Source organism: Gluconobacter kanchanaburiensis NBRC 103587, assembly GCF_007988905.1.
Lineage (GTDB): Bacteria > Pseudomonadota > Alphaproteobacteria > Acetobacterales > Acetobacteraceae > Gluconobacter > Gluconobacter kanchanaburiensis.
In genome coordinates this window covers 15,169-35,660 of record NZ_BJVA01000001.1, presented here as the reverse complement: position 1 = coordinate 35,660, position 20,492 = coordinate 15,169, and the positions used below count along the sequence as shown (strand labels likewise).

Here is a 20,492-nt window from a genome sequence, read left to right as displayed (position 1 = left end):
CGTTTTCTCCTGCCCGGCACTGTAATCCTGTGACACGATCTCGCCAAGCTCTCTCTCCAGATAAGCCAGCCCCCCTCAGTCTGCCAGGCATCTGAAGGCGTGGAGCGCCACATTCCATGACGATGAACCAGACTGAAAGACAGGCGTCTGTCCATCCCCACAGCAGCTCCACGATCCGGCCACTCTCTGGATCGGGCAAGGCTGTTATGCAATTTTTGGAAACTTTACATTTCCATCCTTTCCATTTTCTAGAGCCTACTGATAGCCCATTGTAGAAGGCAAGACATCAACCCAGGAGCAATTCTCCATGTTAGATATCAGGCCGTTCACTTCCCTTGGCCATGCCGATCACGGATGGCTCGACGCGCGGCATCATTTTTCATTTGCCGAGTATCATGACCGTAACCGCATGCACTGGGGCCGGCTGCGGGTCTGGAACGACGATCTCATCGCACCCCATAAGGGCTTTGGCGCTCACCCTCATCGCGACATGGAAATCATTACCTATGTCCGCACGGGCGCCATTACTCATGAGGACAGTCTGGGAAACCGGGGACGCACGGAAGCGGGAGACGTTCAGGTCATGTCGGCTGGCAGCGGCATCATCCACTCCGAATTCAATCGTGAAGCCACACCGACAACCCTGTTCCAGATCTGGCTTATTCCTGATGAGACCGGCGGTACGCCGTCCTGGGGTACGCGACCTTTTCCGCGGCATGAACGCGATGGGCGCTTTGTGCCTCTCGCTTCAGGCTTCAGCGAAGACGACGCGCTTCTCATCCGCACGCGCGGCCGTGTGCTCGGAGCCACACTGAAAGCGGGCGAGACCGTCACGTTCAAGACGGACCGCAGCATGTTTTCGTACCTCGTCCCTGCGACAGGCAGCGTCGAGATCGAGGGGCGCACTGTCGGCCATCGGGATGGCGCGGCCCTGCATGATGTAGAGGAAATCGTGATTACGGCCCGCGAAGACGCGGAGCTTATTCTGGTGGAAAGTGCGGCTTTGAACTGACGCACACGGTCAGGAAAGGCGTTGCTGGAGGCTGTGACACATCACACAGAAAGGTGTTGGCGCGGTCATGCAGCCTCTTTGCGGGAGGAACGTTCCAGCGTCAGGGCCACCAGCCCGGCAAAGGCCCGTTTTCTCCTGAAAGAGGAGCCTGACAATGACCACACAGAACACTGACACCACACGCCCTCGGACAGGCGGAACGCGGACAGAGGCGCAGGCCGCAACCTCAGTTTTTACGCGATTTGGCGACTGGCTGAGTGGCGCGAGCACTGACCGGTCCGGACTGACGGAAGTCACCATCAAGATGATGAAGGAAGACTGTCAGCTTGCAACGACCATCAGCGAGATCCGGACGCCTCCTTCCACACCGCTTACGCCCGAGCAGGTCGAAGATCTGATGGGTGAGCGCCGGATGAACCGTATCTGTGAAGAGACGGGGCAGTCACCAGAGGCCGTTGAGACGGCATTGACGGAAGTCATTCCGATGCTTGCTTCCATGCTTCGGGAAAACCCGGAGCGCCTGTTCAGCTATCAGTGCAAGATCAACTGAACAGGGGTTGCCCGATGCCGACAGAGCGGCGGGAGCCCCCTAGAGGCCTTCTGCCGTTCTTGCCATGCGCCGACGACGGGGACGGCCTGCGGTTTCCTCGAACCGATCGCCAATCTGGGCAGTCGTCTCCGGGGGAGCGAAAATGCTTCCGGACGCCTCGATGAAACCAGCTTTCTGCGCAAAAGCCAGAAGATCCGGCAGATCGACCCCGATACCCCTCACCTTCAGTCCGAGTGCCTTAACGGCTTCCAGGGCCGCGCGGTAGAACAGGACAGCTGCTTCGTCCAGCACCGGGGCTTCCCCGGACTGTTGCCATGATATTCCGGACGGTGCCAGCATCGACACGTCGAACTGAACGCCGTCCAGCAGCCCCCCGACCGCCCGTTCGCGCAGCAGACTCAGACTGGACGGCGCACTTCCAAATCCTCCGAGGAAAATCTGGCATCCCTGATCGCGCAGTGCGGAAAGGGTATAGCAAGTCTCCCTGTCTTCCTGAGCCAGGCCGCTCTCCTGGAACACCAGGTCGAGCCTGCTGACAGGAAAGCCACTCGCTTCAAGAACGCCGTTGAGACGGCCGTTGAAATCTCCATCCGGAGCCTGATCGTCCTCGAGCGACACCATGAGTCGCATGCTATCCGGCCACGTTGCGGCCTGTGCACAGGCATTTCCAAGAAGGTCGGTATCGAATTCCCGCTGCTGCTGGCCGAGGCTCTTGCGCCGGCTTTTGCGCAGGGTCCGCCGTGGTACGGAGAGCCAGAGCTGGCTCATATCCACCTGCGCGCCAATCACCCTGTCCGCTCCTGCCCGTCCCATCATAAAACGCGGCAGCCACCGGAGGGGGGGGAGCGCGCTTTTCTGACGGGCTCTCCGACTCCTGAGGGTCGTCGCAAACATTCCGGCACTCGACGCCGTGATGGGAAGTGGAAAGCCGGAACTTCCCGCCAGCGGTTCGGACAGCCCATCGTCCATCACAGTGCGAGCGGCATGCAGGTCCTGAGGGGCTGCCAACACCAAATTCGCTCCCTGTCCTAGATCATCCAATGCGGACACCTCCGTTTTTCATGGGGCGAACAATGCGGTCCAAGAGCCTAATTTTTCCTTAATGACGCAGCGCTTTTTGATGCACTTCGTCCGAAATGGTCCTTTATGGATCCATCAGTATAGACATCGGTTCGGATGGAACTCTTCGTTCGATCAATCCGGACAAAGCTGCTACGGTTTTATGTCCGGAGCTCTTCCGGGTCTCTGATAACCCTCGGTACAGATCATACCATTGCCGATACAGGACCATTCTGCATGACGGATGCCACAACCTGCTCCGCCGCCGTACCCTCGCCGTCCAGAAGCTCCCTGCGTGCCCTTGCCCCATACTGGCAGGTTACTTTTGCGTCTTTTCTTGGCTGGTTTCTCGACGCGTTCGACCAGACCACGCTGATGTTCACGCTGCCCGACATCGCTCATGATCTCGGATGCACCATTGCGGATCTGGGCGCCGTGCTGATGGGCCAGTCCATCGGACGGGCCCTGGGCAATACGGGCTGGGGATGGCTGGCTGACCGTTATGGGCGCAAGCCTGCTTTCATGCTTGGTGTCGTGTGGTTCGCTGTCTTTTCCGCAATGACGGGCCTGACACATCACTTTTATGTGCTGATGGCAATCCAGTTCATGTTCGGAATCGGTTTTGGTGGCGAATGGACAGCGTCTGCCGCACTTCTGATGGAAAGCGTTCCGGCCTGGACGCGCCCGATGGCGTCTTCGCTCATGATGTCCGGCTATGAGGTCGGCTATTTCGCAGCGGCGGGTGTGCAGGCGCTCGTTCTTCCGCATTACGGCTGGAGGGTGCTGTTTTTCATCGGTCTGGCCCCGACACTTCTGGCTCTTTTCATCCGGATCGGGGTGCCGGAAAGCCCGGTCTGGCTTCGAAATCGTGAAGCGCGTCTGGCTCAGCGACACGAGCCCCGTGCTCCAGCCAAACTGCGTCCCAGGTTCAAGCTGACGGGCGCGGCCTTTCAGGCCATTGCCTTCATGGGTTTTCTCGAGTTCCAGAAGGCCGCGATCTATACCTATTATCCGACCATCCTTCGCGGCAGCCACCATCTGTCCCAGCAGGCCGTTTTCTGGCCCGTTACGCTCTACTGCGCCGGATCCTTTGGCGGAAAAGTCCTGTGCGGATGGCTTGCCGAACGGTTTGGGGAAGTCCGCGTCATGCTCAGCGCACTTATTGTTGTGATGCTGACGATCTGGCCGTTCCTGAGTGCGCCGGGCTGGAACACGCTGCTGATTGCCGCCTTTGTTATGGGAGGTGCTGCATCGGGCATCTTCGCGCTGGTCCCGCATTATCTGGCACAGCGTTTCCCGTCCGACACACGCAGTTTCGGCATGGGACTGGGCTACGCCCTTGGCTCTATCGGCCAGGGCATGGCGCAGAAATTTGTTCCCATGTTCGGCCCCACGGCCCTGACCCTGCCACTGTCAGCGGAGATTTTCGTGCTGACGACGAGTGTGGTGACCGGTGCGATCGCGTTGATCCGTCCGAAAGAACTTCCCGGCGAGCACATGGAAGGCGACGAAACGGCCTCTTAAAGAGAGGCCGCGAGCCACTCCGCGGCGCGGATGCCATCAATTCCCGCGGAGAGGATTCCCCCGGCATAGCCCGCGCCCTCGCCAGCCGGGAACAGGCCGCGCAGTGTGGGGCTCTGCCCTTCATGGTCACGACGCACGCGGATCGGGGATGAGGTCCGTGTTTCCACGCCTGTCATGACCGCATCGTCCATGGAAAAACCGCGGAGCTTCCGTTCGAACTGCGGCAGGGCTTCGCGGATGGCATCCGTCACGAAGGACGGCAGACAGAGCGTCAGGTCTGTCGGCGTCACACCCGGTTGGTAGGATGGCACGACGTCCCCCAGCGACGTGGAAGCACGCCCGGCCAGGAAGTCTCCGACCCGCTGGGCTGGTGCATTGTAATTGCTGCCACCTGCGACGAACGCTGCTTTTTCCCAGATGCGCTGGAAGGCCATTCCGCCCAGAATGTCGTCCGGAAAGTCCAGTTCCGGCTTCACTTCAACAACGATGCCGCTATTGGCATTCCGCTCGGCCCGGGAATACTGACTCATCCCGTTTGTGACGACCTGCCCCTCCTCGGATGTGGCCGCCACGACCTGACCGCCGGGGCACATACAGAACGAATAGACCGCACGGCCATTCGAGGCATGATGGACGAGTTTGTAATCCGCAGCCCCCAGCATCTCGTGACCGGCACTGGCCCCGAAACGGGCCGTATCGATCACGGACTGGGGGTGTTCGATGCGTACGCCAATGGAGAACGGCTTGGCGTCCATCTCCAGCTGCGCGTCCCGCAGCATTTCGAACGTGTCACGCGCTGAATGTCCCACAGCCATGATCACGCGTTCTGCTGGAAGGATCTCACCTGTTGAAAGTTTCAGGCCCCGAAGGCGACGCCCGGTGCCCTCACCTTCAGTCTCGAACCCTTCGACGCGCGTCTCGAAACGGTACTCGCCGCCCAGACGCTCGATTTCAGCGCGAATGAACATGACCATCGTGACCAGACGGAAGGTGCCGATATGGGGCTTGGAAATGGTCAGGATTTCTTCCGGCGCACCCGCACGGACGAATTCTTCCAGAACATGCCGCCCCAGATGTCGGGAATCCGATACGCCGGAATAGAGTTTCCCGTCCGAGAAGGTCCCGGCTCCGCCTTCACCGAACTGCACGTTGCTCTCAGGCGTCAGAACGGATTTGCGCCACAGGGCGAACGTATCGACTGTCCGCGCCTTCACATCCTTGCCACGCTCGATGATGATGGGTTTCAGACCGGCCTGCGCCAGCGTCAGCGCCGCCATGATCCCGCAGGGTCCGGCCCCGATCACGACGGGACGTGGCATTCCCTCGGGCAGCGTCGCCTCAGGCAGATGGTAGGTCGTGTCCGGTGTGGGGCGGATATGCTGATCGCCCGCATGGGCGGCCAGAACCGCAGCCTCGTCTGCGACGTCGCAGTCCACGTTATAGACAAGCACGATATGGCCACGCTTGCGGGCATCATATCCGCGACGCGCCACAGTCAGGCTCTTCAGGTTTTCGGACGCGATGTTCAGACGCGAGAGCACGGCGTCGCGCAGCGCCTCCGTCGGATGGTCGAGCGGGAGGCGCAGTTCAGTTACTCGGATCATCAGTGGTGCCCGCTCTCCGAATCAGCCGCGGCTTTTCCTGCAACCTGCGGCGCAGGATCGGCATGATGCGTATCCGGTGAGCCTTCCATGATCCGGTCCATGATGGCCATCAGCACGCCCGAAACCACGAAAGCGAGATGAATGCCCACGCTCCATTCCAGAGCGCGCGTCGAGGTCTCATCCACGCGGATGAAATCCGCCAATACATGGATCGCGGACATCGCCACGATCGAGGCCATGAGCTTGATCTTGATGTCCCCGAACGTGACATGCCCGATCCAGCTCGGATAATCCTCATGACTACGGATATCGAGACGGGAAACGAAGTTCTCGTAACCTGAGAACATGACGATCAGCAGCAAATTGGCCAACAGGACCAGATCAATCAGGTCCAGCACGCCGACGAAGACATCGTCGAAGTCCAGCCCCGTCGCCTTCAGCACCAGTCCAATCAACTGCTGGAAGAACTTGAACGCCACCAGCAACAGCCCGATCGTCAGGCCGAAATAGAGCGGTGCGGCGATCCAGCGGGTCGCAAAGAAGGCACGCTCCATGACACCTTCAGCACGGCCGAAACTGCCGGTACGTCGGGTAGACTGAGGATCGGGAGAAGGAGAGGAAGTCGTCATGCTTCCTCTCTACGATTTCAGGTGATTTTTCGCCACAGTGTTGTGAACGCCGGGCGTAAATCCCTTACGGTGTGATCTGCGTGCCCAGAACCTTGAGGAACTGTGCGATCCAGGCCGGATGCGCAGGCCATGCCGGGCCGGTGACGAACTGCCCGTCCGTCACGGCACCATCCATAGGGAGGGACTGATACTCGGCCCCGGCGAGCAGCACTTCCGCACGACAGGCGGGATAGGCCGAAATCTTCTTGCCCTTGATGACACCCGCCGCGGCCAGAAGCTGCGGACCGTGACACACGGCGGCCACCGGCTTGCCGCTCTCGACGAAAGCGCGCACCAGATCCAGCACGCTTTCATCGGTGCTGAGCTGTTCCGGCGCACGTCCGCCTGGAATGACCAGCGCGTCGTAAGCGTCTGCCGTCACGCCTGCATAGGTCGCGTTCAGTGTAAAATTATGGCCGCGTTTTTCGGTGTAGGTCTGATGGCCTTCGAAATCGTGGATCGCTGTAACGACCTGCTCTCCGGCCTTTTTGCCCGGCGAGACGACGTCCACCTTGTGCCCGACCAGAAGCAGCATCTGGAACGGCACCATGATTTCGTAATCCTCAACGAAATCACCCGCGATGATGAGAATACGTTTTTCAGCCATCGTTTTCTGTCCTTCTTTATAACCGCAGTCCTGAGGGCTGCGGCCGTTGTTCTGCTTCTAACGACACCACGCTTCGTACCGTATCGTCTTGCATGAGGATATAGAGATGGGACGGTCGGCTCACATGCGATAAGGTCATGCCCTCATCCCTGCTAAACTGGCTTCCATGACTTCAGATCCCCACCACGCCTGCGATCACGAGCATCATGACACCGCAGCGCCGCATGACCATACCGGGCACGACCATGCGGGGCATGACCAGCACGGTCATGAGGATCACGGCCATGGTGACTGCGACGGACACAGTCATGGCTTCGGATTCGGGCATCAGCATGTCCATGCGCCGGCGAATTTCGGAACAGCCTTTGCCATCGGGATCGCCCTGAACACGGCTTATGTGGCGGGAGAAGCGCTATGGGGCGTCTGGGCGCACTCGCTGTCCCTACTGGCAGATGCGGGGCATAATCTTTCCGATGTTCTGGGTCTGGCCGCAGCGTGGCTGGCGCAGGTACTGGCCACGCGCCCGGCCAGTACGCGCTTCACTTATGGTCTGCGCCGGTCCACCATTCTCTCCGCCCTTGCGAACGCTACGATCCTGCTGCTCGTCACGGGCGGGATCATCTGGGAGGCCGCTCTACGTCTGTTTTCGCAGCAGCCGGTTCAGGGAGAAATCGTGAGCTGGGTGGCGCTCGTCGGGATCGCGGTCAATGCCGTCACGGCGCTGCTCTTCATGAAAGGCGCCTCAAGCGATCTCAATATCCGGGGTGCGTTCCTCCATATGGCGTCGGATGCGGTCATGGCTTTCTCGGTCGTGATCGCCGGGCTGCTGATCTCCTTTACGGGCTATACGATCATCGATCCGATCATGAGCCTGATCGTGTCCGTTTCCATCGTGGTAGGGACATGGTCGCTGCTGCGGAACTCGCTGGATCTTGCGCTCGATGCCGTTCCGGCCGGTATTGATCCGAATGCCGTACAGACTGCTCTTCTGTCACTCGACGGGGTAAGCGGGCTGCATCATCTGCATATCTGGGCGATGAGCACGACAGACACCGCCCTGACGGTCCATCTTGTCTGTGATGTCGCACATCCGGTCAGCGCCGACAGACTGATCGTCCGGGCCTCGGAGCTGCTGCGGACGCGTTTTGACATTGCCCACCCCACTTTCCAGCTTGAAACACCGTCCTCGGTCTGCGACACGCACCAGCCCTGCTGCTGAGGACATGTCATGACATTCACCCGCATAACGATTGCCCGCGCTTCCATCGCGCTCAGCGTGGCGGTGCTGGTCATCAAATATGCCGCTTATGCGGTCTCCGGCTCGCAGGCCCTGCTGTCCGATGCAATCGAAACCATTCTGAATGTCGTTGCGGCGATCGGCACACTCTGGGCCATGTCCGTGGCCGCACTCCCGGCTGACGACAACCATCCCTACGGTCATGGCAAGGCGGAATATCTGTCCGCAGTCATCGAAGGCGTTCTGGTCGTTCTGACGGCCATCGGCATTCTGGTTATCGCCGTTCATGACTGGCGTCATCCCGATCCCGTGGACGCTCCATTCGCCGGTGTGGCGCTCAATGCGCTTGCCGGTCTCGTCAACCTGGCCTGGGGCCGCATCCTGATCGCGGTTGGAAAGAAACAGGCTTCACAGGCTCTTCAGGCCTCGGGCGAGCACGTGGTGTCGGATGTCTGGGCGACGGTGGCTCTCGTCATCGGCGTTTCGCTGATCCCGCTGCTGGGATGGGACCGTCTCGATGCTGCTCTCTCGGCTCTGGTGGCGCTGAACGTCATGCGCGCGGGGTTTTCCATGATGAGGCATTCCCTGTCCGGCCTGATGGACGAAGCGCCCTCACCCGAACAGATGGAAGCCGTCAGGACCGTGATTTCAGGGAGTGCGGATGGCGCCCTTGAAGCCCATGATCTTCGGATCCGGCGCGTGGGCACGCTGTTTTTCGTGGAGTTCCATCTCGTGGTCCCCAGTGCGCTGACAGTGCATGACGCCCATGAAATCTGCGACCAGATTGAAGCGGCAATCCGCTCGGAACTCGGCCGTGCCTCCATCCACATCCATGTCGAACCGGAAGACAAGGCCAAACATTCCGGGGCCCTGGTCCTGACGTAACACCGGGTTGTCCTGTGCGTCCGTCCTTCCTGACTGTGCGTTTTATGACACAGTGCACAACGTAGTCGGCCACGCCGGACTGATTGGCCGAGAACTCTTGACCCTCTTCCCGCGTTGGTGGCAGGTGCAGATCATCAGCGCACGGGTCTGAACCGGGCGTAACTTCCGCAGCCTCTCCCGCCGGACGTTCGACTATTGGCCGATTCACATCTGACACCGCCTGTCGCCTCCCCAATTCCCGAACCGACGGCAGCGGATGGTCGCCCTTCACAGCATGCCATGCGCCGCAAGGACCGCATCCTTCATCTTCGCCGTTCGGCAAAGGTAACCACCAACCAGTGGCGGCGCACGGCGGTTTACTGGCTGGGCGCCGTGCTGGTGGGAATCGTTGCCGTTCTCTTCGCGAGACTCGGCGACTGGGCAGCCGGAGTACGTCATCAGATCGTAGACTGGCACCCTGCGGCGATGCTGGTGGTGACCCCGCTGGGTCTTGCCCTCATTACCTGGGCCACGCGTACCATCTTCCGGGGTGCGCAGGGCTCCGGCATTCCCCAGACAATTTCCACACTGCATATCGAGAATGTCGCGGTCGTGGACCGTGTCCTGTCGCTCAGAACGTCACTGGGCAAGATCCTGCTGACGTCGTTTGGACTGATCTGCGGCGCATCCATCGGCCGTGAAGGCCCGAGTGTGCAGGTGGGCGCGTCCATCATGCATGCTTTCTCACGCGTACTGGGACAGTCGAACATTGCGGCACGCCGCAGCATGATCCTCGCCGGCGGCGCGGCGGGCATGGCCGCAGCCTTCAATACGCCTCTGGCGGGTATCATGTTCGCCATTGAGGAACTGTCCCACTCCTTTGAACAGAAGACCTCCGGACGCACCCTGACCGTGGTAGTGCTTTCGGGCGTTACCGCGATCGCGCTGATCGGGAACTACACCTATTTCGGCCATGCGGATGTGGACGTTCCGGTGGGAACGGCCTGGATCGCAGTTCTGACCTGCGGCATTCTGGGTGGTCTGGCGGGCGGCAGCTTTTCGGCCATCCTCATCAAGGCGTCACATGGCATTCCGGGCCGGATCGGCCAGTTCGCCGCGCGGCATCCGATCGCTTTTGCCGCCACCTGCGGGTTTGTGCTCGCCGTGATCGGACTTGTTTCCAAGGGGGCGACCTACGGCACCGGCTATGATCAGGCGAGTGCCATTTTCAATGGTACGGAGCATTACCCTGCTTCGTTTTTCATCCTCAAATATCTGGCGATGGTCGTTTCTTACTGCTCCGGAATTCCGGGAGGCATGTTTGCTCCGTCCCTCGCCATTGGTGCTGGAATCGGTGGCTGGGTCGAGCAGTTCCTGCCCCATACGACGCCGGGTGCGGTCGTGCTTCTCGGAACGGTCGCATATTTCTGCGGCATGTCACAGTCGCCGCTGACCGCGACGATCATCGTCATGGAGATGTGCGATAACCAGCAGGTCACTCTGGCCCTGCTCGCCACGTCGTTTCTGGCTTTTGGCGTATCAAAGATGATCTGCCCCCATTCACTTTACAGCAGCCTTGCAGACCGTTTCATGGAAGCCAATGATCGGGGCAGTCATCATGGCCGACCGCCGGCAGAGCCAAAAAATCCTGCGCCGGAAGAGCCGGCGTCAGCCAGCAACGAAAAAGCCGCATCCTGACTCATAGCTGCCACCCTGAGCCCCTTCCGGGGCGCAGGGTCCGTCAGGTTCAGGGTTCCGTCAGCATGGAGTGCGCTGCAGCGTCCTGTTCCACAGCGCACTGTCCGGCAGCGGGAGCTGGAGCCGTTTTCTGCATTGCCAGCAATTCACGGCGGGCAGCGGAAAGGTCGTCCTGAAGCTCTGGAAGAGCCATCAGGGTATCCATAAGCGACGACGCATTAAGATATCCGGCCTGCACATCGGATTTCCAGTGGACGCCACAGACGACGCGGCTTTCACCGAAGACGCGTCCACGCTGAAGGATCGTCGCCGCATGTTCCGGCATCAGATGCGCCAGAAGCAGGGCCATGCCATACCCTGCGGTTGTGTGACCTGACGGGTAGGACGAATGCAGTCCCAGGCCCTCGGCTGGCGTACAGATGGGAAGATCCGTTCCCACGAAGGGGCGGGTCCGGTGCCAGTATTTTTTGACCTCGGATGTCCGATGCCCGACAGCATGGCGGATACGCTCCAGTACACGGGACAGATGCGGCGCTTTTGCCAGATCGATATCGAAACCGACCGCGCAGGAGAAATCACGGACGACATGGGCCGGCTCCAGATCGGCGTCGTTCTGCGCGAGTGTCCAGCGCGGCGTATCCTTCAGTGCCCGCGTGGCGCGGAAAACACGGTCATCGTCGATCTGAGCGGCGCTGTTCGGCGCGGGCGGCGGCGCGAGAACCAGCCGTTCATCCGGCGCGGCTGCATCGGGAATCACACTGGCCGTATGGCTGATGGAAGGCGCACAGGCCGAGAGAACAGTCGCGCAGAGAAGCAGCGCAACAGACAAACGAGAAGCAGAATGCATGGGCCGGAAATTCCAGTCAGAACTATAAAACGGAAAGCCAATGCGCTTTTTTAATGTTCACGACGCCCCAAGCATAGGCTTTCCCATATGAAAGCCTCATGACAGGATCATCCGATGACATCTCCTCCCCGCATTTCCATCCGCTACTGCACACAGTGCAACTGGTTGCTGCGCTCGGCCTGGATGGCGCAGGAACTCCTCTCCACATTTGGACAGGCGCTTGGGGAGGTTGCCCTGATCCCTGATACCGGAGGGCGTTTCGAGATTCATGTTGGTGACGTGCTGATCTGGGAGCGCAAGCGCGACGGCGGATTTCCCGGACCTAAAGAACTCAAACAGCGCGTCCGTGATATTATCGATCCGGATCGCGACCTGGGCCACAATGACCGCCCTGCCCCCTGACCAAACAGTCGTGACGCCGGGATATCAGGCCATCGTCTCGAATGTATGCCTGACCCGGTCCAGACTGTAGGGCTTGGGAACGAACAGCCCCCGTACTGGCAGCCGGACCTCATTGGCTGGCATGTCAGCAGATGTCAGGATGATTTTCACAGGGGGCCAGCGTTTGCGCACGATGGCGGCAAGTGCAACGCCATCGTCACCATCCGGCAAATGGATGTCGGCGAACAGGTATCGGATCGACTGGTCCGTTTCGAACAGTGTGATGGCCTCGTCAGCCGTCCGGGCCCCAAGGGTTCTGAAACCGGCATTCTCAAAATAATCTTCCGTCATCATGCGAATGAACACGATGTCTTCGACGATCAGAATGGTCGGACGTGTATCAGAGGCCGCCGGCATGGATCACAGGTCTCCCGCTGTGGTCAGACCGTTGCGAGCGCCAGGGCTGGCGCAGTCAGGTCTGCACATAAACCCGTCGGGGCATAATGAAGTTCCGTTTTCCCGTAACGCCCCAGACCCGCACGCAGCAGACGCACTCCGAATCCCGTTTTGCTCGGGGGGGTCACCAAAGGCCCCCCGCTCTCACGCCACGAAAGGGACATGACTGCTTCGCCATCGACATTCCCGATTACCCATGAAACGGAAACGTCGCCTTCAGGCACGCTCAGAGCGCCGTATTTCATGGCGTTGGTCGCCAGTTCGTGAAGCAGCATCGAAAAGGACGTCGCCGTATCCGGACCCAGCTTGAGAAATGGTCCCGAGATACGGACACGCCCTTCAATCCCCAGAGGAGTCAGAACGCCAGAGACCAGACTGGCCAGATCGGTGGACTGCCAGTTCCGTCGCATCAGCAGGTCATGAGCCGCACCCAGCGCAACCAGACGGGACGTGAATGTGATCAGCGGTCCCTGATCGTTCACATTCCGGAAGCCCTGATGGGCCAGACTTTGCACGATGCTCAGGGTATTTTTGAGACGATGCAGGATTTCGCGATTGACGATCTCCTGACGTGCCTCGATGTCCCATTCCTCCAGAGCCGTGAAGATCCGCTCGGCCGCCATGCGGATGAAGGAGGTTTCGTCCAGCGTCCAGTCACGGGGGGTCGCGCTGTGAACGAACAGGCAGCCCGTCAACTCCCCATGTTCCATTTTTGGAACAACGATCTGAGCATTGACCTGTATGGCGCGGCATCCCTCCTGTTCCTCCCCCAGCCATTCCACGGCGGCAAGGTCGTTCAGGATAAGGACGGCCCCGCTACGCAGGAAATCGGCCACCCTGCGGAATGCCTGAAATGAAAAGGCTCCGGATACGGGGGACACTCCGTCGGCGCACCAGCCCTGCTCAACGGTGAAAACCTGATCCCGTACTGCGATTGCCGAAAAGCCGACGCGCTGCACATCCAGCCTTTTCCCAAGCATGGCACAGGCTGCGACAAGCGCTTCCTGACGGGTGGTAGCCGTTCGAAGCACATCGCCAATCGCAAGGAGCGTTGTCAGCCTGCTGGTGGCCAAGCGTTCGGGCGTAATGTCCTGAAGCGTTCCGATCAGACGGATCGGACGCCCGGCGTCATCACGATCGAGGACGCCCTGACGCAGGACCCAGCGCTCCTTGTGATCGTCGGCGCGAATGATGCGATATTCAAGCTTCAGAGGTGCGGAACCGTCCAGCAGTTCGGACAGGGCGGGAATCAGGTGCCGGTCCGCGTCATGCACGCGTTGACACCATTCCGCGGCAGTCAGGATTTCAGCAACCGGAAGGCCGATGATCCGGCAAATTTCCGGAGAGACATCAACATCTCCGCTGCTCAGATTATATTCGAATATTCCGACACCGCCCGCAGCGCCGGCAGCCTGCTGCACGGCATATTTCTCCATGGCCCGGCGCCGTTCCGCATCCGCCTGCTTCGCCTGCCGGGCCGCACGCTCCCGGCGGATCTGCTGGGCCTCCAGCCGTCGCGCCTGTGCGAGCGTCTGGCGACGCAGTTCCATCAGCCGCATCGCCTGTCGGGACAGCGCCGCCAGACCGTCATGTTCCTGCTGGGACAGGCCCTGTGGTCGCACCTGCATATCCGCGACGCACAACGTACCCAAAACGCCGTTTTCCGATGTGAAAAGCGGATAGCCGGCATAGAACCGAATGCCCGTCTCGCCACGGACAAATTCGCTGTTCTGCGTTGCGGGGTTTGCTGTCATGTCACCGATGACGACCGGCGCCCGCCGGTCAATCACAACCGCGCAGCCCGAATGGGCCAGCGGACCCTGTGCCTGATCGGTGCCCACCCGCGCCGGAAACCAGAGCTGATCCCCGTCCAGAATGCTGATCAGGGCAACGGGGGTTCGGCACAGTGCAGCAGCAGCCGCAGCAATATCATCCAGATCAAGATCGGAAAACGCCTGCAGATCGCCGTATGCGGCAGGATCGGCCGACATACCCGGGAAGGCCCCTGACAGCAGACCTTCGGTCGAAGGAGACCCCGCTGACAACCCCTCTGGCGAATGTGCGGTCGACGAAAGCACTGGCTTCAAATTCTTTTTTCCCGAACGCACCTCATGCCCCGCATGACATCGCCATACGTCTATCTGATCCGTGCATTCCCGAACAGAGAGCCAACCAAGAAGGCTGTTTTCATATTGGAACATCCAGCCGCAGCTGGGACAGTCCCCTCAAAGCCCAATTGCGACACGCTGCCCCGTTCCCCCCGAACCGGGAGGTCGCAGGGCAACGTGTCACGGTGCCTCAATGGAACAGGTGTTGCTCGATATGAGCTTAACTGGAGCTGGACAGGTCGATGGCAGCCAGCACGCCATCTTCCGTCCCGAAAGCCAGTGCTCCCCCCTGCGGCGTAAAGGCCAGAGACGCCACTTTTCCACGCTTCGTATCCTGCCCGGAACACAGCGGCAGGACACGCTGGTCTCCACCACCGATTTCCGCCAGAACGACCGTCCCGTCCTCATAGCCTGCCGCGATGATGTCTTCCTTGGGGTTCGGACAGACCGCGCTGACGAACAGCCCCGGCAGGCGCGCCAGTTCGACCGGAGCTTTGCCCATTGGACCGCCGCCGAAGAACGGCCACAGGATGATCGCATCCGCTCCGGCCGTCGCCAGCCAGCGACCATTGCGCGTGAAGGCTAGGGATTTCACCTGTTTCGGATAGCCGCTCATGCGCATATTGTGCCCGTCCGACAGGCGCCAGCCGTGCAGATCGTTTTCCTGCATGGATGTCACCAGTGCCTCCCCGCCCGGATGGATGGCAATCGCAATATGGCTGCCCTTCCATTCAAACGGCCGCACGGTATCGACCTTCGCCTGCACGAACCACATCGACGCACCGTTATAGTGCGAAGCCGCGATCCGCTTGCCCTTCGCATCAAACACAATGCCGGTCACGGTCGAGGGATGCTCGAGAACCTTGAGCGTCTGCCGCCCTTCAGCCGCACGAACTTCAATCTGCTTACCAGACGAAAACGCCAGATGCCCCGACGTGCTCGCCACGCAGTCGATCCAGCGGCGGCCTTCATGCAGGGTTTCGCTGCGTCCGTCTGCGAACGTCCGGACGAGCTTTCCATCCTCGCCGCCGGACAGAAACGCGTCCGGAGCGCAATCCTGCGCCAGACACAGCCCACCGTCATGCGCTGCGACAACGGTCCAACTCTCCGGATCACGCAGACGATCCCGCGGGATCAGAACAAGCTCTCCATCCGCCGTCAGCGCCGCAAAGCTGTGTCCGTCACGCGCAGAGACGACATGCACGACGGGGCTCTCGAAGCGGCGCTCTCCACCCCGGTCCGTCAGAAGATCGCCCATCATTCCGCGATGCAACTTTCAAAGCCGCGCCGAAGCTGCGGACGGTTGAGGTTGCGCCCGATGAACACCAGGCGGGAGTCCTGGCTTTCCCCCTCGCGGAACGGGCCAATGAAATCGCCATCCGCCATCATGTGCACAGCCTGGAACGCGAAACGGTTCTGCTCGCCCCTGAAATGCAGGATGCCCTTGGCCCGCAGGATATCCGCTCCCTGCTCCTGAAGGATGGCTCCGATCCAGGCCTGAAAGCGGCGCTGATCGAGCGGCTCCTTGATGCTCAGGGAAATGCTGGTGATGCCTTCCTCATGCGAGTGATGCTCGTTCTCCAGAAAGTCCGGCATCGTCTTGAGCGCGCGCGTCAGATCGAAGCCGCCCCGGTCGAGAATGTCCGTCAGCTTCACGCCGCCATGCTGTGCCTCGTGGATCTGGGCCACCGCATTGATCTTCCGCAGACGGGTCACGATCTCCTTGCGGCGCTCCTCGTCCGCAAGATCGATCTTGTTGAGCACGATCACATCCGCGAACGCGATCTGGTTCACCGCCTCGGGGCTTTCGTCCAGCGTTTCCATGACGTTGAACGCATCCACAACCGTCACGACCGCATCCAGACGCGCTTTCTCGCGCAGGTTCTCGTCCACGAAGAACGTCTGCGCGACCGGGGCTGGATCGGCCAGCCCGGTGGTCTCGACAATGATGCCGTCAAACCGGTTCCGCCGACGCAGCAGACTGCCCAGAATGCGGATCAGATCTCCACGCACCGTGCAGCAGATGCAGCCATTGTTCATTTCGAACACTTCCTCGTCGGCATCCACCACGAGGTCGTTATCGATCCCGAGTTCACCGAATTCGTTCACCACGACCGCATATTTGCGGCCATGTTCGGCTGTCAGGATATGATTGAGAAGCGTCGTCTTGCCGGCGCCAAGAAAGCCGGTCAGGACCGTCACGGGAACGGTGCCGCTCCGGTCAGATGCAGCAGTCTCGCGTGTAGTGTCAGGGGTGCTGGACATAAGGCCTCCGTAATCTGCCTTACGATATAGGCCGGACCCCGCCTGCTTGAAAGCCGTCCTGTCTTGGGGAGGCGCGATAGGCCAGAGCGAGCCCCAGAAGCAGGAATCCCCATCCGCTCAGCGGAAGGTTCAGAAAATCGGACGTGGAGGCGATCGGCCATTCCTGGATCAGCACCGCCGCGAAAAGACCGATCGAAACGGCCCGACCGTTTTGTCCTGGCCAGATCGTCTTGAGCCATGTCGCGACCATCAGTGTAAACAGCAGAAGGCCCGGCACGCCGGAATTGACCAGTGCCTGGAGGTAATGACTGTGCGGATGCTGCACGCACAGATCGAACCAGCCTTTTTCAGGGACGGCATCAGACAGCCATGACAGCCCGTGGAAGGTGGACGGGTCTGAACAGTAATGTCGGTAGGCGTCATAGCCCTGTCCCAGCCAGGGATGCGCCTGCGCCATGACGACCGCATGGGTATAGATCTCTCCGTAGGGGGACTGTCCGAAATGGGTAAGTTGCTGTCGCGCCAGCGTCACAAGATGAAAGAAGCTGCCTGGCGAGAAAATCCGGGCGACCAGAACAAGAGCGGGGAGCATCGCCGCCGCCGCGAGCGCCGCCGGACGCATCGGACGATACAGCAGCGCGCACACGCCGATTCCGAGCAGAGAGAGAGCCAGAGGCATCCGTTGTCCCGCCAGAACCATGACCCCCACAGCGAGAACAGTGGCCGCGCACAGACCCAGCGTCCGCATCAGACGGCTTCGTGCCTCTTCAGCCATGGCACATCCCACCATTAGAAGCGGTAGCACCAGCCGCGACAGGGGGGCCGCGGCGCGGGGATGTTCGTAAGGCCCCGTCAGCGTTCCGTCATGAAAACGGGGAATGCCGAACAGGTTTCGCCCGAACACGGCCTGAACGAGAATCTGCAAGGCAATATAAAGCCCGCACGCACAGGTAAGCCAGAGTACACGCCGCCGCCAGACCGCATCCCGCAGCACCCAGCATCCCATTGCCGCTGCAGCCAGCGGAAACCGGATCGCCAGCAATGACTGGACCAGCGCCCCGTGTCCCGGCGAGACCCATAGAGTGCAGAGCACCTGCCATCCCCACCAGCAGAACGTGGCGACAACCCAGGGTTCGCGGAACCAGTCCCATCCGCCCTGCTGCCGCCCGATCATCGCGGAATGCAGCAGAAGCAGAATGGCCAGAAGATCGAGATCGGCCTCACCTGCCACGCGCACATGCGTCAGGGCCAGAGGCAGAATCATGGTGGCCCAGCGGCCAACACGCGTCAGGGTGGAAGCAGAGAAGCTCATGCCGCGTGGATGGAGGGTTTCCGGTCCGCATGCAACCACTTAAGGTTCGAAGCGCTTTTTCGTTACTGTCCATTTCGAGTGGAGACAATCATGGCTTCCGACACCATCCTCATCCCCGGCATCGACACGCCCCTCTCCCGCGTGGCTCTCGGCACATGGGCCATCGGTGGCTGGATGTGGGGCGGGCCCGACGACGACAATGGCGTCCGCACCATCCATGCCGCACTTGATGAAGGCATCAACCTGATCGACACAGCTCCGGTCTATGGCTTTGGCCATTCCGAAGAAATCGTCGGCCGCGCTCTCGCCGAAAAACCGAATAAGGCCCACATTGCCACCAAACTCGGCCTGCACTGGGTCGGTGAAGACGAAAAGAATATGAAGGTCTTCCGGGACTCCCGCCCGGCGCGTATTCGCAAGGAAGTCGAGGACTCGCTGCGTCGTCTGCGGGTAGAGACGATCGACCTCGAACAGATCCACTGGCCTGACGACAAGACCCCCATCGACGAGAGCGCCCGCGAACTCCAGAAGCTCCATCAGGAAGGCAAGATCCGCGCGCTGGGCGTGAGCAATTTCTCACCCGAGCAGATGGATATTTTCCGCGAGGTTGCTCCGCTTGCGACCATCCAGCCCCCGCTGAACCTTTTCGAACGGACGATCGAGAAGGATATCCTGCCCTATGCCGAAAAACACAAGGCTGTCGTTCTGGCCTATGGCGCCCTTTGCCGCGGCCTTCTGACCGGCAAAATGTCGTCCGACACGACTTTCCCGAAGGACGATCTGCGCTCGAATGATCCAAAATTCCAGAAGCCGAATTTCGAGAAATATCTCGCCGCGGTCGCGGAATTTGAAAAGCTGGCGGAAAAACGCGGCAAATCCGCCATGGCCTTCGCGGTCCGCTGGGTTCTCGACCAGGGTCCGGTCATTGCGCTGTGGGGTGCCCGCAAACCGGGTCAGGTTTCGGGCGTGAAGGACGTTTTCGGCTGGTCACTAACCGACGAGGAGAAAAAGGCCGTGGACGACATTCTCGCACGGCACGTCCCGGATGCCATCGATCCGACCTTCATGGCGCCTCCGTCCCGGGACTAAGCGTCACGGCCATCAAGGGATGACTTGGCGGGAGGCAGTCTGCGCGAATGCAACAGCCTCCCGCCGAAGAACATCGAGCCTCTGGCGGGCCAGACCAATATCAAACCGCGCGGCCCGTATCCTGCCGCGGCTACCGAGATCTTGCCGGAGTGTGGCATCAGTCATCAGGCGATCCAGAGCCTCTTCAAGGGCTCCGGGTTCATCCGGCTCTGCCAGCAGGGCGGCATCGCCAACAAGTTCGGAAAGCGCACCGGCGGGCGATGCAATGACTGCTGCTCCACATCCCATGGCCTCCAGGGCCGTCATGCCGAACGGCTCCTGCCATCGGCTTGGCACGACAACGATGGCCGCCCGGGCCATTTCCGCCAGAACATCATCGTGAGGCCGATAGCCCGTCATCAGGATATCTGCGGACGCGGCTGCGGGTCGGAGCATTTTCAGATAGGGCGTCTCCGGAGAGTCGTTCCCGAAACGATCGGCTCCCATAATCACAGCCTGCCAGCCCGGATGTCTGCACCGCACGGCAGCCCAGGCCCTGACAAACGCATCCACTCCCTTGTCCGCCACGACACGTCCTGCAAACAGCACTAGCGGCTGGCGCTCCTCCGGACGGCTGTAAGGCAAAGAGATCAGATCAATGCAGTTTGGCTGGATCTCGGCACGGATTGCACCGCACCCCTGCCGGAAGCGCTGTACGACCCACTCCGAGACACCGCAGACAAAAACATGCTGCGCCAGATCCTTTCTCTGCCGGACTGATTTTGCGCCACGCATGGAGCACGGGTCGTTATGCAGGATCAGCCTGACTGGCCCGAATCTGGCAAGAAACCGCGCCAGATCAGGTCGGTTGTGCACTTCTGTCAGAACAGGTCGCACGCGCCGCATCATTGCTACACATGCGAGCTTCAACCGTAGGCCTGATGACAGCGGGAGCCGCGAATACAACAGTGGAACATATTGGCCACCAGGCAGAGGCGTGTTGACTGCCCCCTGTCCGGCCACGACGTCGCCTGGCCCGGCAAGCCGGTTGACCAGCAGCGAAATCGCCCCCGCGCACGTCGGATCGTAACGTTCGCGGGGAGGCAGAACCGTCAGTATTTTGCAGCACATCGTTTCAGGATCACTCGATAGAAACATTTTGTCACGGTTTGCGCGTTTCCAGGCTATTCGACATTTCCAATTTCTTAATAGAAACCACGTCATCCTCCTCT

Annotated in this window: 19 protein-coding genes; 8 read left to right on the top strand and 11 right to left on the bottom strand. The window is 60.5% G+C overall.

Annotation, left to right across the window (positions count from 1 at the left end; translation table 11 throughout):
- The first annotated feature begins 307 nt into the window (after nt 1-307).
- Nucleotides 308-1,012, top strand: coding sequence for a pirin family protein (locus GKA01_RS00160; RefSeq protein ID WP_146858039.1), 705 nt, complete (start codon nt 308-310; stop codon nt 1,010-1,012).
- Nucleotides 1,013-1,166: 154 nt separating this feature from the next.
- A complete protein-coding gene (locus GKA01_RS00155) occupies nt 1,167-1,562 on the top strand; it encodes a hypothetical protein (RefSeq protein WP_146858037.1) in 396 nt (131 codons plus the stop codon).
- Between the two features lie 39 nt (nt 1,563-1,601).
- Here the strand turns inward: GKA01_RS00155 and GKA01_RS00150 are convergent, their stop codons facing one another.
- A complete protein-coding gene (locus GKA01_RS00150; RefSeq protein ID WP_244289145.1) occupies nt 1,602-2,573 on the bottom strand; it encodes an EAL domain-containing protein in 972 nt (323 codons plus the stop codon).
- 285 nt (nt 2,574-2,858) lie between these two features.
- Here GKA01_RS00150 and GKA01_RS00145 point away from each other — a divergent pair, with 285 nt between their 5' ends.
- Nucleotides 2,859-4,145, top strand: coding sequence for an MFS transporter (locus tag GKA01_RS00145; protein WP_146858035.1), 1,287 nt, complete (start codon nt 2,859-2,861; stop codon nt 4,143-4,145).
- Here the strand turns inward: GKA01_RS00145 and GKA01_RS00140 are convergent.
- The 3 genes from GKA01_RS00140 to GKA01_RS00130 form a co-directional block, all read right to left on the bottom strand.
- On the bottom strand, nt 4,142-5,749 hold the full coding sequence (locus GKA01_RS00140; RefSeq protein ID WP_146858033.1) for an NAD(P)/FAD-dependent oxidoreductase: 1,608 nt from the start codon (nt 5,747-5,749) through the stop codon (nt 4,142-4,144). The two genes, GKA01_RS00145 and GKA01_RS00140, sit on opposite strands and share 4 nt — an antisense overlap.
- Nucleotides 5,749-6,378: a TIGR00645 family protein gene (locus GKA01_RS00135; protein ID WP_146858031.1), complete on the bottom strand. Its 630-nt coding sequence runs from the start codon at nt 6,376-6,378 to the stop codon at nt 5,749-5,751. The genes GKA01_RS00140 and GKA01_RS00135 overlap by 1 nt, the downstream gene beginning before the upstream one ends.
- Nucleotides 6,379-6,442: 64 nt before the next feature.
- The gene (locus GKA01_RS00130) at nt 6,443-7,024 is read right to left on the bottom strand and encodes a DJ-1/PfpI family protein (RefSeq protein ID WP_146858029.1); all 582 of its coding nucleotides are present in this window, start codon (nt 7,022-7,024) and stop codon (nt 6,443-6,445) included.
- A 166-nt stretch (nt 7,025-7,190) separates the two neighbouring features.
- Between GKA01_RS00130 and GKA01_RS00125 the strand changes: the two genes are divergently transcribed.
- The 3 genes from GKA01_RS00125 (at nt 7,191) to GKA01_RS00115 (ending at nt 10,823) form a co-directional block, all read left to right on the top strand.
- Nucleotides 7,191-8,243: a cation diffusion facilitator family transporter gene (locus tag GKA01_RS00125; RefSeq protein WP_146858027.1), complete on the top strand. Its 1,053-nt coding sequence runs from the start codon at nt 7,191-7,193 to the stop codon at nt 8,241-8,243.
- Nucleotides 8,244-8,252: 9 nt separating this feature from the next.
- Nucleotides 8,253-9,146 (top strand): cation diffusion facilitator family transporter, encoded by an 894-nt coding sequence (locus GKA01_RS00120; protein WP_146858026.1) that lies wholly within the window; start codon nt 8,253-8,255, stop codon nt 9,144-9,146.
- Nucleotides 9,147-9,425: 279 nt separating this feature from the next.
- Nucleotides 9,426-10,823, top strand: a complete 1,398-nt coding sequence (locus GKA01_RS00115; protein WP_146858573.1) for a chloride channel protein — start codon at nt 9,426-9,428, stop codon at nt 10,821-10,823.
- Between the two features lie 49 nt (nt 10,824-10,872).
- On the opposite strand, the gene GKA01_RS00110 is transcribed toward GKA01_RS00115, so the two are convergent.
- Nucleotides 10,873-11,670 (bottom strand): acid phosphatase, encoded by a 798-nt coding sequence (locus GKA01_RS00110; protein WP_146858024.1) that lies wholly within the window; start codon nt 11,668-11,670, stop codon nt 10,873-10,875.
- A gap of 114 nt (nt 11,671-11,784) precedes the next feature.
- Here GKA01_RS00110 and GKA01_RS00105 point away from each other — a divergent pair, with 114 nt between their 5' ends.
- Nucleotides 11,785-12,072, top strand: a complete 288-nt coding sequence (locus tag GKA01_RS00105) for a SelT/SelW/SelH family protein (protein ID WP_146858022.1) — start codon at nt 11,785-11,787, stop codon at nt 12,070-12,072.
- Nucleotides 12,073-12,096: 24 nt separating this feature from the next.
- Here the strand turns inward: GKA01_RS00105 and GKA01_RS00100 are convergent, their stop codons facing one another.
- The 5 genes from GKA01_RS00100 to GKA01_RS00080 all read right to left on the bottom strand — a co-directional run bounded on the left by GKA01_RS00100 (nt 12,097) and on the right by GKA01_RS00080 (nt 18,192).
- Nucleotides 12,097-12,468, bottom strand: a complete 372-nt coding sequence (locus GKA01_RS00100) for a response regulator (protein ID WP_146858020.1) — start codon at nt 12,466-12,468, stop codon at nt 12,097-12,099.
- A 23-nt stretch (nt 12,469-12,491) separates the two neighbouring features.
- Entirely contained in the window at nt 12,492-14,498 is a 2,007-nt protein-coding gene (locus GKA01_RS00095) for an HWE histidine kinase domain-containing protein (protein ID WP_146858018.1), read from the bottom strand.
- A gap of 337 nt (nt 14,499-14,835) precedes the next feature.
- Nucleotides 14,836-15,876 (bottom strand): WD40 repeat domain-containing protein, encoded by a 1,041-nt coding sequence (locus tag GKA01_RS00090; protein ID WP_146858016.1) that lies wholly within the window; start codon nt 15,874-15,876, stop codon nt 14,836-14,838.
- Complete coding sequence (locus GKA01_RS00085; protein ID WP_146858014.1) at nt 15,873-16,880, bottom strand: CobW family GTP-binding protein; 1,008 nt, start codon at nt 16,878-16,880, stop codon at nt 15,873-15,875. Before GKA01_RS00085 ends, GKA01_RS00090 begins: the two co-directional genes overlap by 4 nt.
- A 19-nt stretch (nt 16,881-16,899) precedes the next feature.
- Nucleotides 16,900-18,192 (bottom strand): O-antigen ligase family protein, encoded by a 1,293-nt coding sequence (locus GKA01_RS00080; protein WP_146858012.1) that lies wholly within the window; start codon nt 18,190-18,192, stop codon nt 16,900-16,902.
- A 90-nt stretch (nt 18,193-18,282) separates the two neighbouring features.
- Between GKA01_RS00080 and GKA01_RS00075 the strand changes: the two genes are divergently transcribed.
- A complete protein-coding gene (locus GKA01_RS00075) occupies nt 18,283-19,281 on the top strand; it encodes an aldo/keto reductase (RefSeq protein ID WP_146858010.1) in 999 nt (332 codons plus the stop codon).
- A gap of 12 nt (nt 19,282-19,293) precedes the next feature.
- Here GKA01_RS00075 and GKA01_RS00070 read toward each other — a convergent pair whose 3' ends face one another.
- The gene (locus tag GKA01_RS00070; protein WP_228119739.1) at nt 19,294-20,391 is read right to left on the bottom strand and encodes a glycosyltransferase family 4 protein; all 1,098 of its coding nucleotides are present in this window, start codon (nt 20,389-20,391) and stop codon (nt 19,294-19,296) included.
- Nucleotides 20,392-20,492 lie beyond the last annotated feature (101 nt).

Excerpts from the sequence above, each read along its gene's own strand:
- GKA01_RS00115 (WP_146858573.1), top strand. The coding sequence starts at position 9,426 with ATGCGCCGCAAGGACCGCATCCTTCATCTTCGCCGTTCGGCAAAGGTA.
- GKA01_RS00080 (WP_146858012.1), bottom strand. The coding sequence starts at position 18,192 with ATGAGCTTCTCTGCTTCCACCCTGACGCGTGTTGGCCGCTGGGCCACC.
- GKA01_RS00105 (WP_146858022.1), top strand. The coding sequence starts at position 11,785 with ATGACATCTCCTCCCCGCATTTCCATCCGCTACTGCACACAGTGCAAC.
- GKA01_RS00125 (WP_146858027.1), top strand. The coding sequence starts at position 7,191 with ATGACTTCAGATCCCCACCACGCCTGCGATCACGAGCATCATGACACC.
- GKA01_RS00160 (WP_146858039.1), top strand. The coding sequence starts at position 308 with ATGTTAGATATCAGGCCGTTCACTTCCCTTGGCCATGCCGATCACGGA.
- GKA01_RS00120 (WP_146858026.1), top strand. The coding sequence starts at position 8,253 with ATGACATTCACCCGCATAACGATTGCCCGCGCTTCCATCGCGCTCAGC.
- GKA01_RS00145 (WP_146858035.1), top strand. The coding sequence starts at position 2,859 with ATGACGGATGCCACAACCTGCTCCGCCGCCGTACCCTCGCCGTCCAGA.
- GKA01_RS00070 (WP_228119739.1), bottom strand. The coding sequence starts at position 20,391 with ATGTGCTGCAAAATACTGACGGTTCTGCCTCCCCGCGAACGTTACGAT.
- GKA01_RS00075 (WP_146858010.1), top strand. The coding sequence starts at position 18,283 with ATGGCTTCCGACACCATCCTCATCCCCGGCATCGACACGCCCCTCTCC.
- GKA01_RS00135 (WP_146858031.1), bottom strand. The coding sequence starts at position 6,378 with ATGACGACTTCCTCTCCTTCTCCCGATCCTCAGTCTACCCGACGTACC.
- GKA01_RS00100 (WP_146858020.1), bottom strand. The coding sequence starts at position 12,468 with ATGCCGGCGGCCTCTGATACACGTCCGACCATTCTGATCGTCGAAGAC.
- GKA01_RS00110 (WP_146858024.1), bottom strand. The coding sequence starts at position 11,670 with ATGCATTCTGCTTCTCGTTTGTCTGTTGCGCTGCTTCTCTGCGCGACT.
- GKA01_RS00140 (WP_146858033.1), bottom strand. The coding sequence starts at position 5,749 with ATGATCCGAGTAACTGAACTGCGCCTCCCGCTCGACCATCCGACGGAG.
- GKA01_RS00090 (WP_146858016.1), bottom strand. The coding sequence starts at position 15,876 with ATGATGGGCGATCTTCTGACGGACCGGGGTGGAGAGCGCCGCTTCGAG.
- GKA01_RS00155 (WP_146858037.1), top strand. The coding sequence starts at position 1,167 with ATGACCACACAGAACACTGACACCACACGCCCTCGGACAGGCGGAACG.
- GKA01_RS00095 (WP_146858018.1), bottom strand. The coding sequence starts at position 14,498 with ATGTCGGCCGATCCTGCCGCATACGGCGATCTGCAGGCGTTTTCCGAT.
- GKA01_RS00085 (WP_146858014.1), bottom strand. The coding sequence starts at position 16,880 with ATGTCCAGCACCCCTGACACTACACGCGAGACTGCTGCATCTGACCGG.
- GKA01_RS00130 (WP_146858029.1), bottom strand. The coding sequence starts at position 7,024 with ATGGCTGAAAAACGTATTCTCATCATCGCGGGTGATTTCGTTGAGGAT.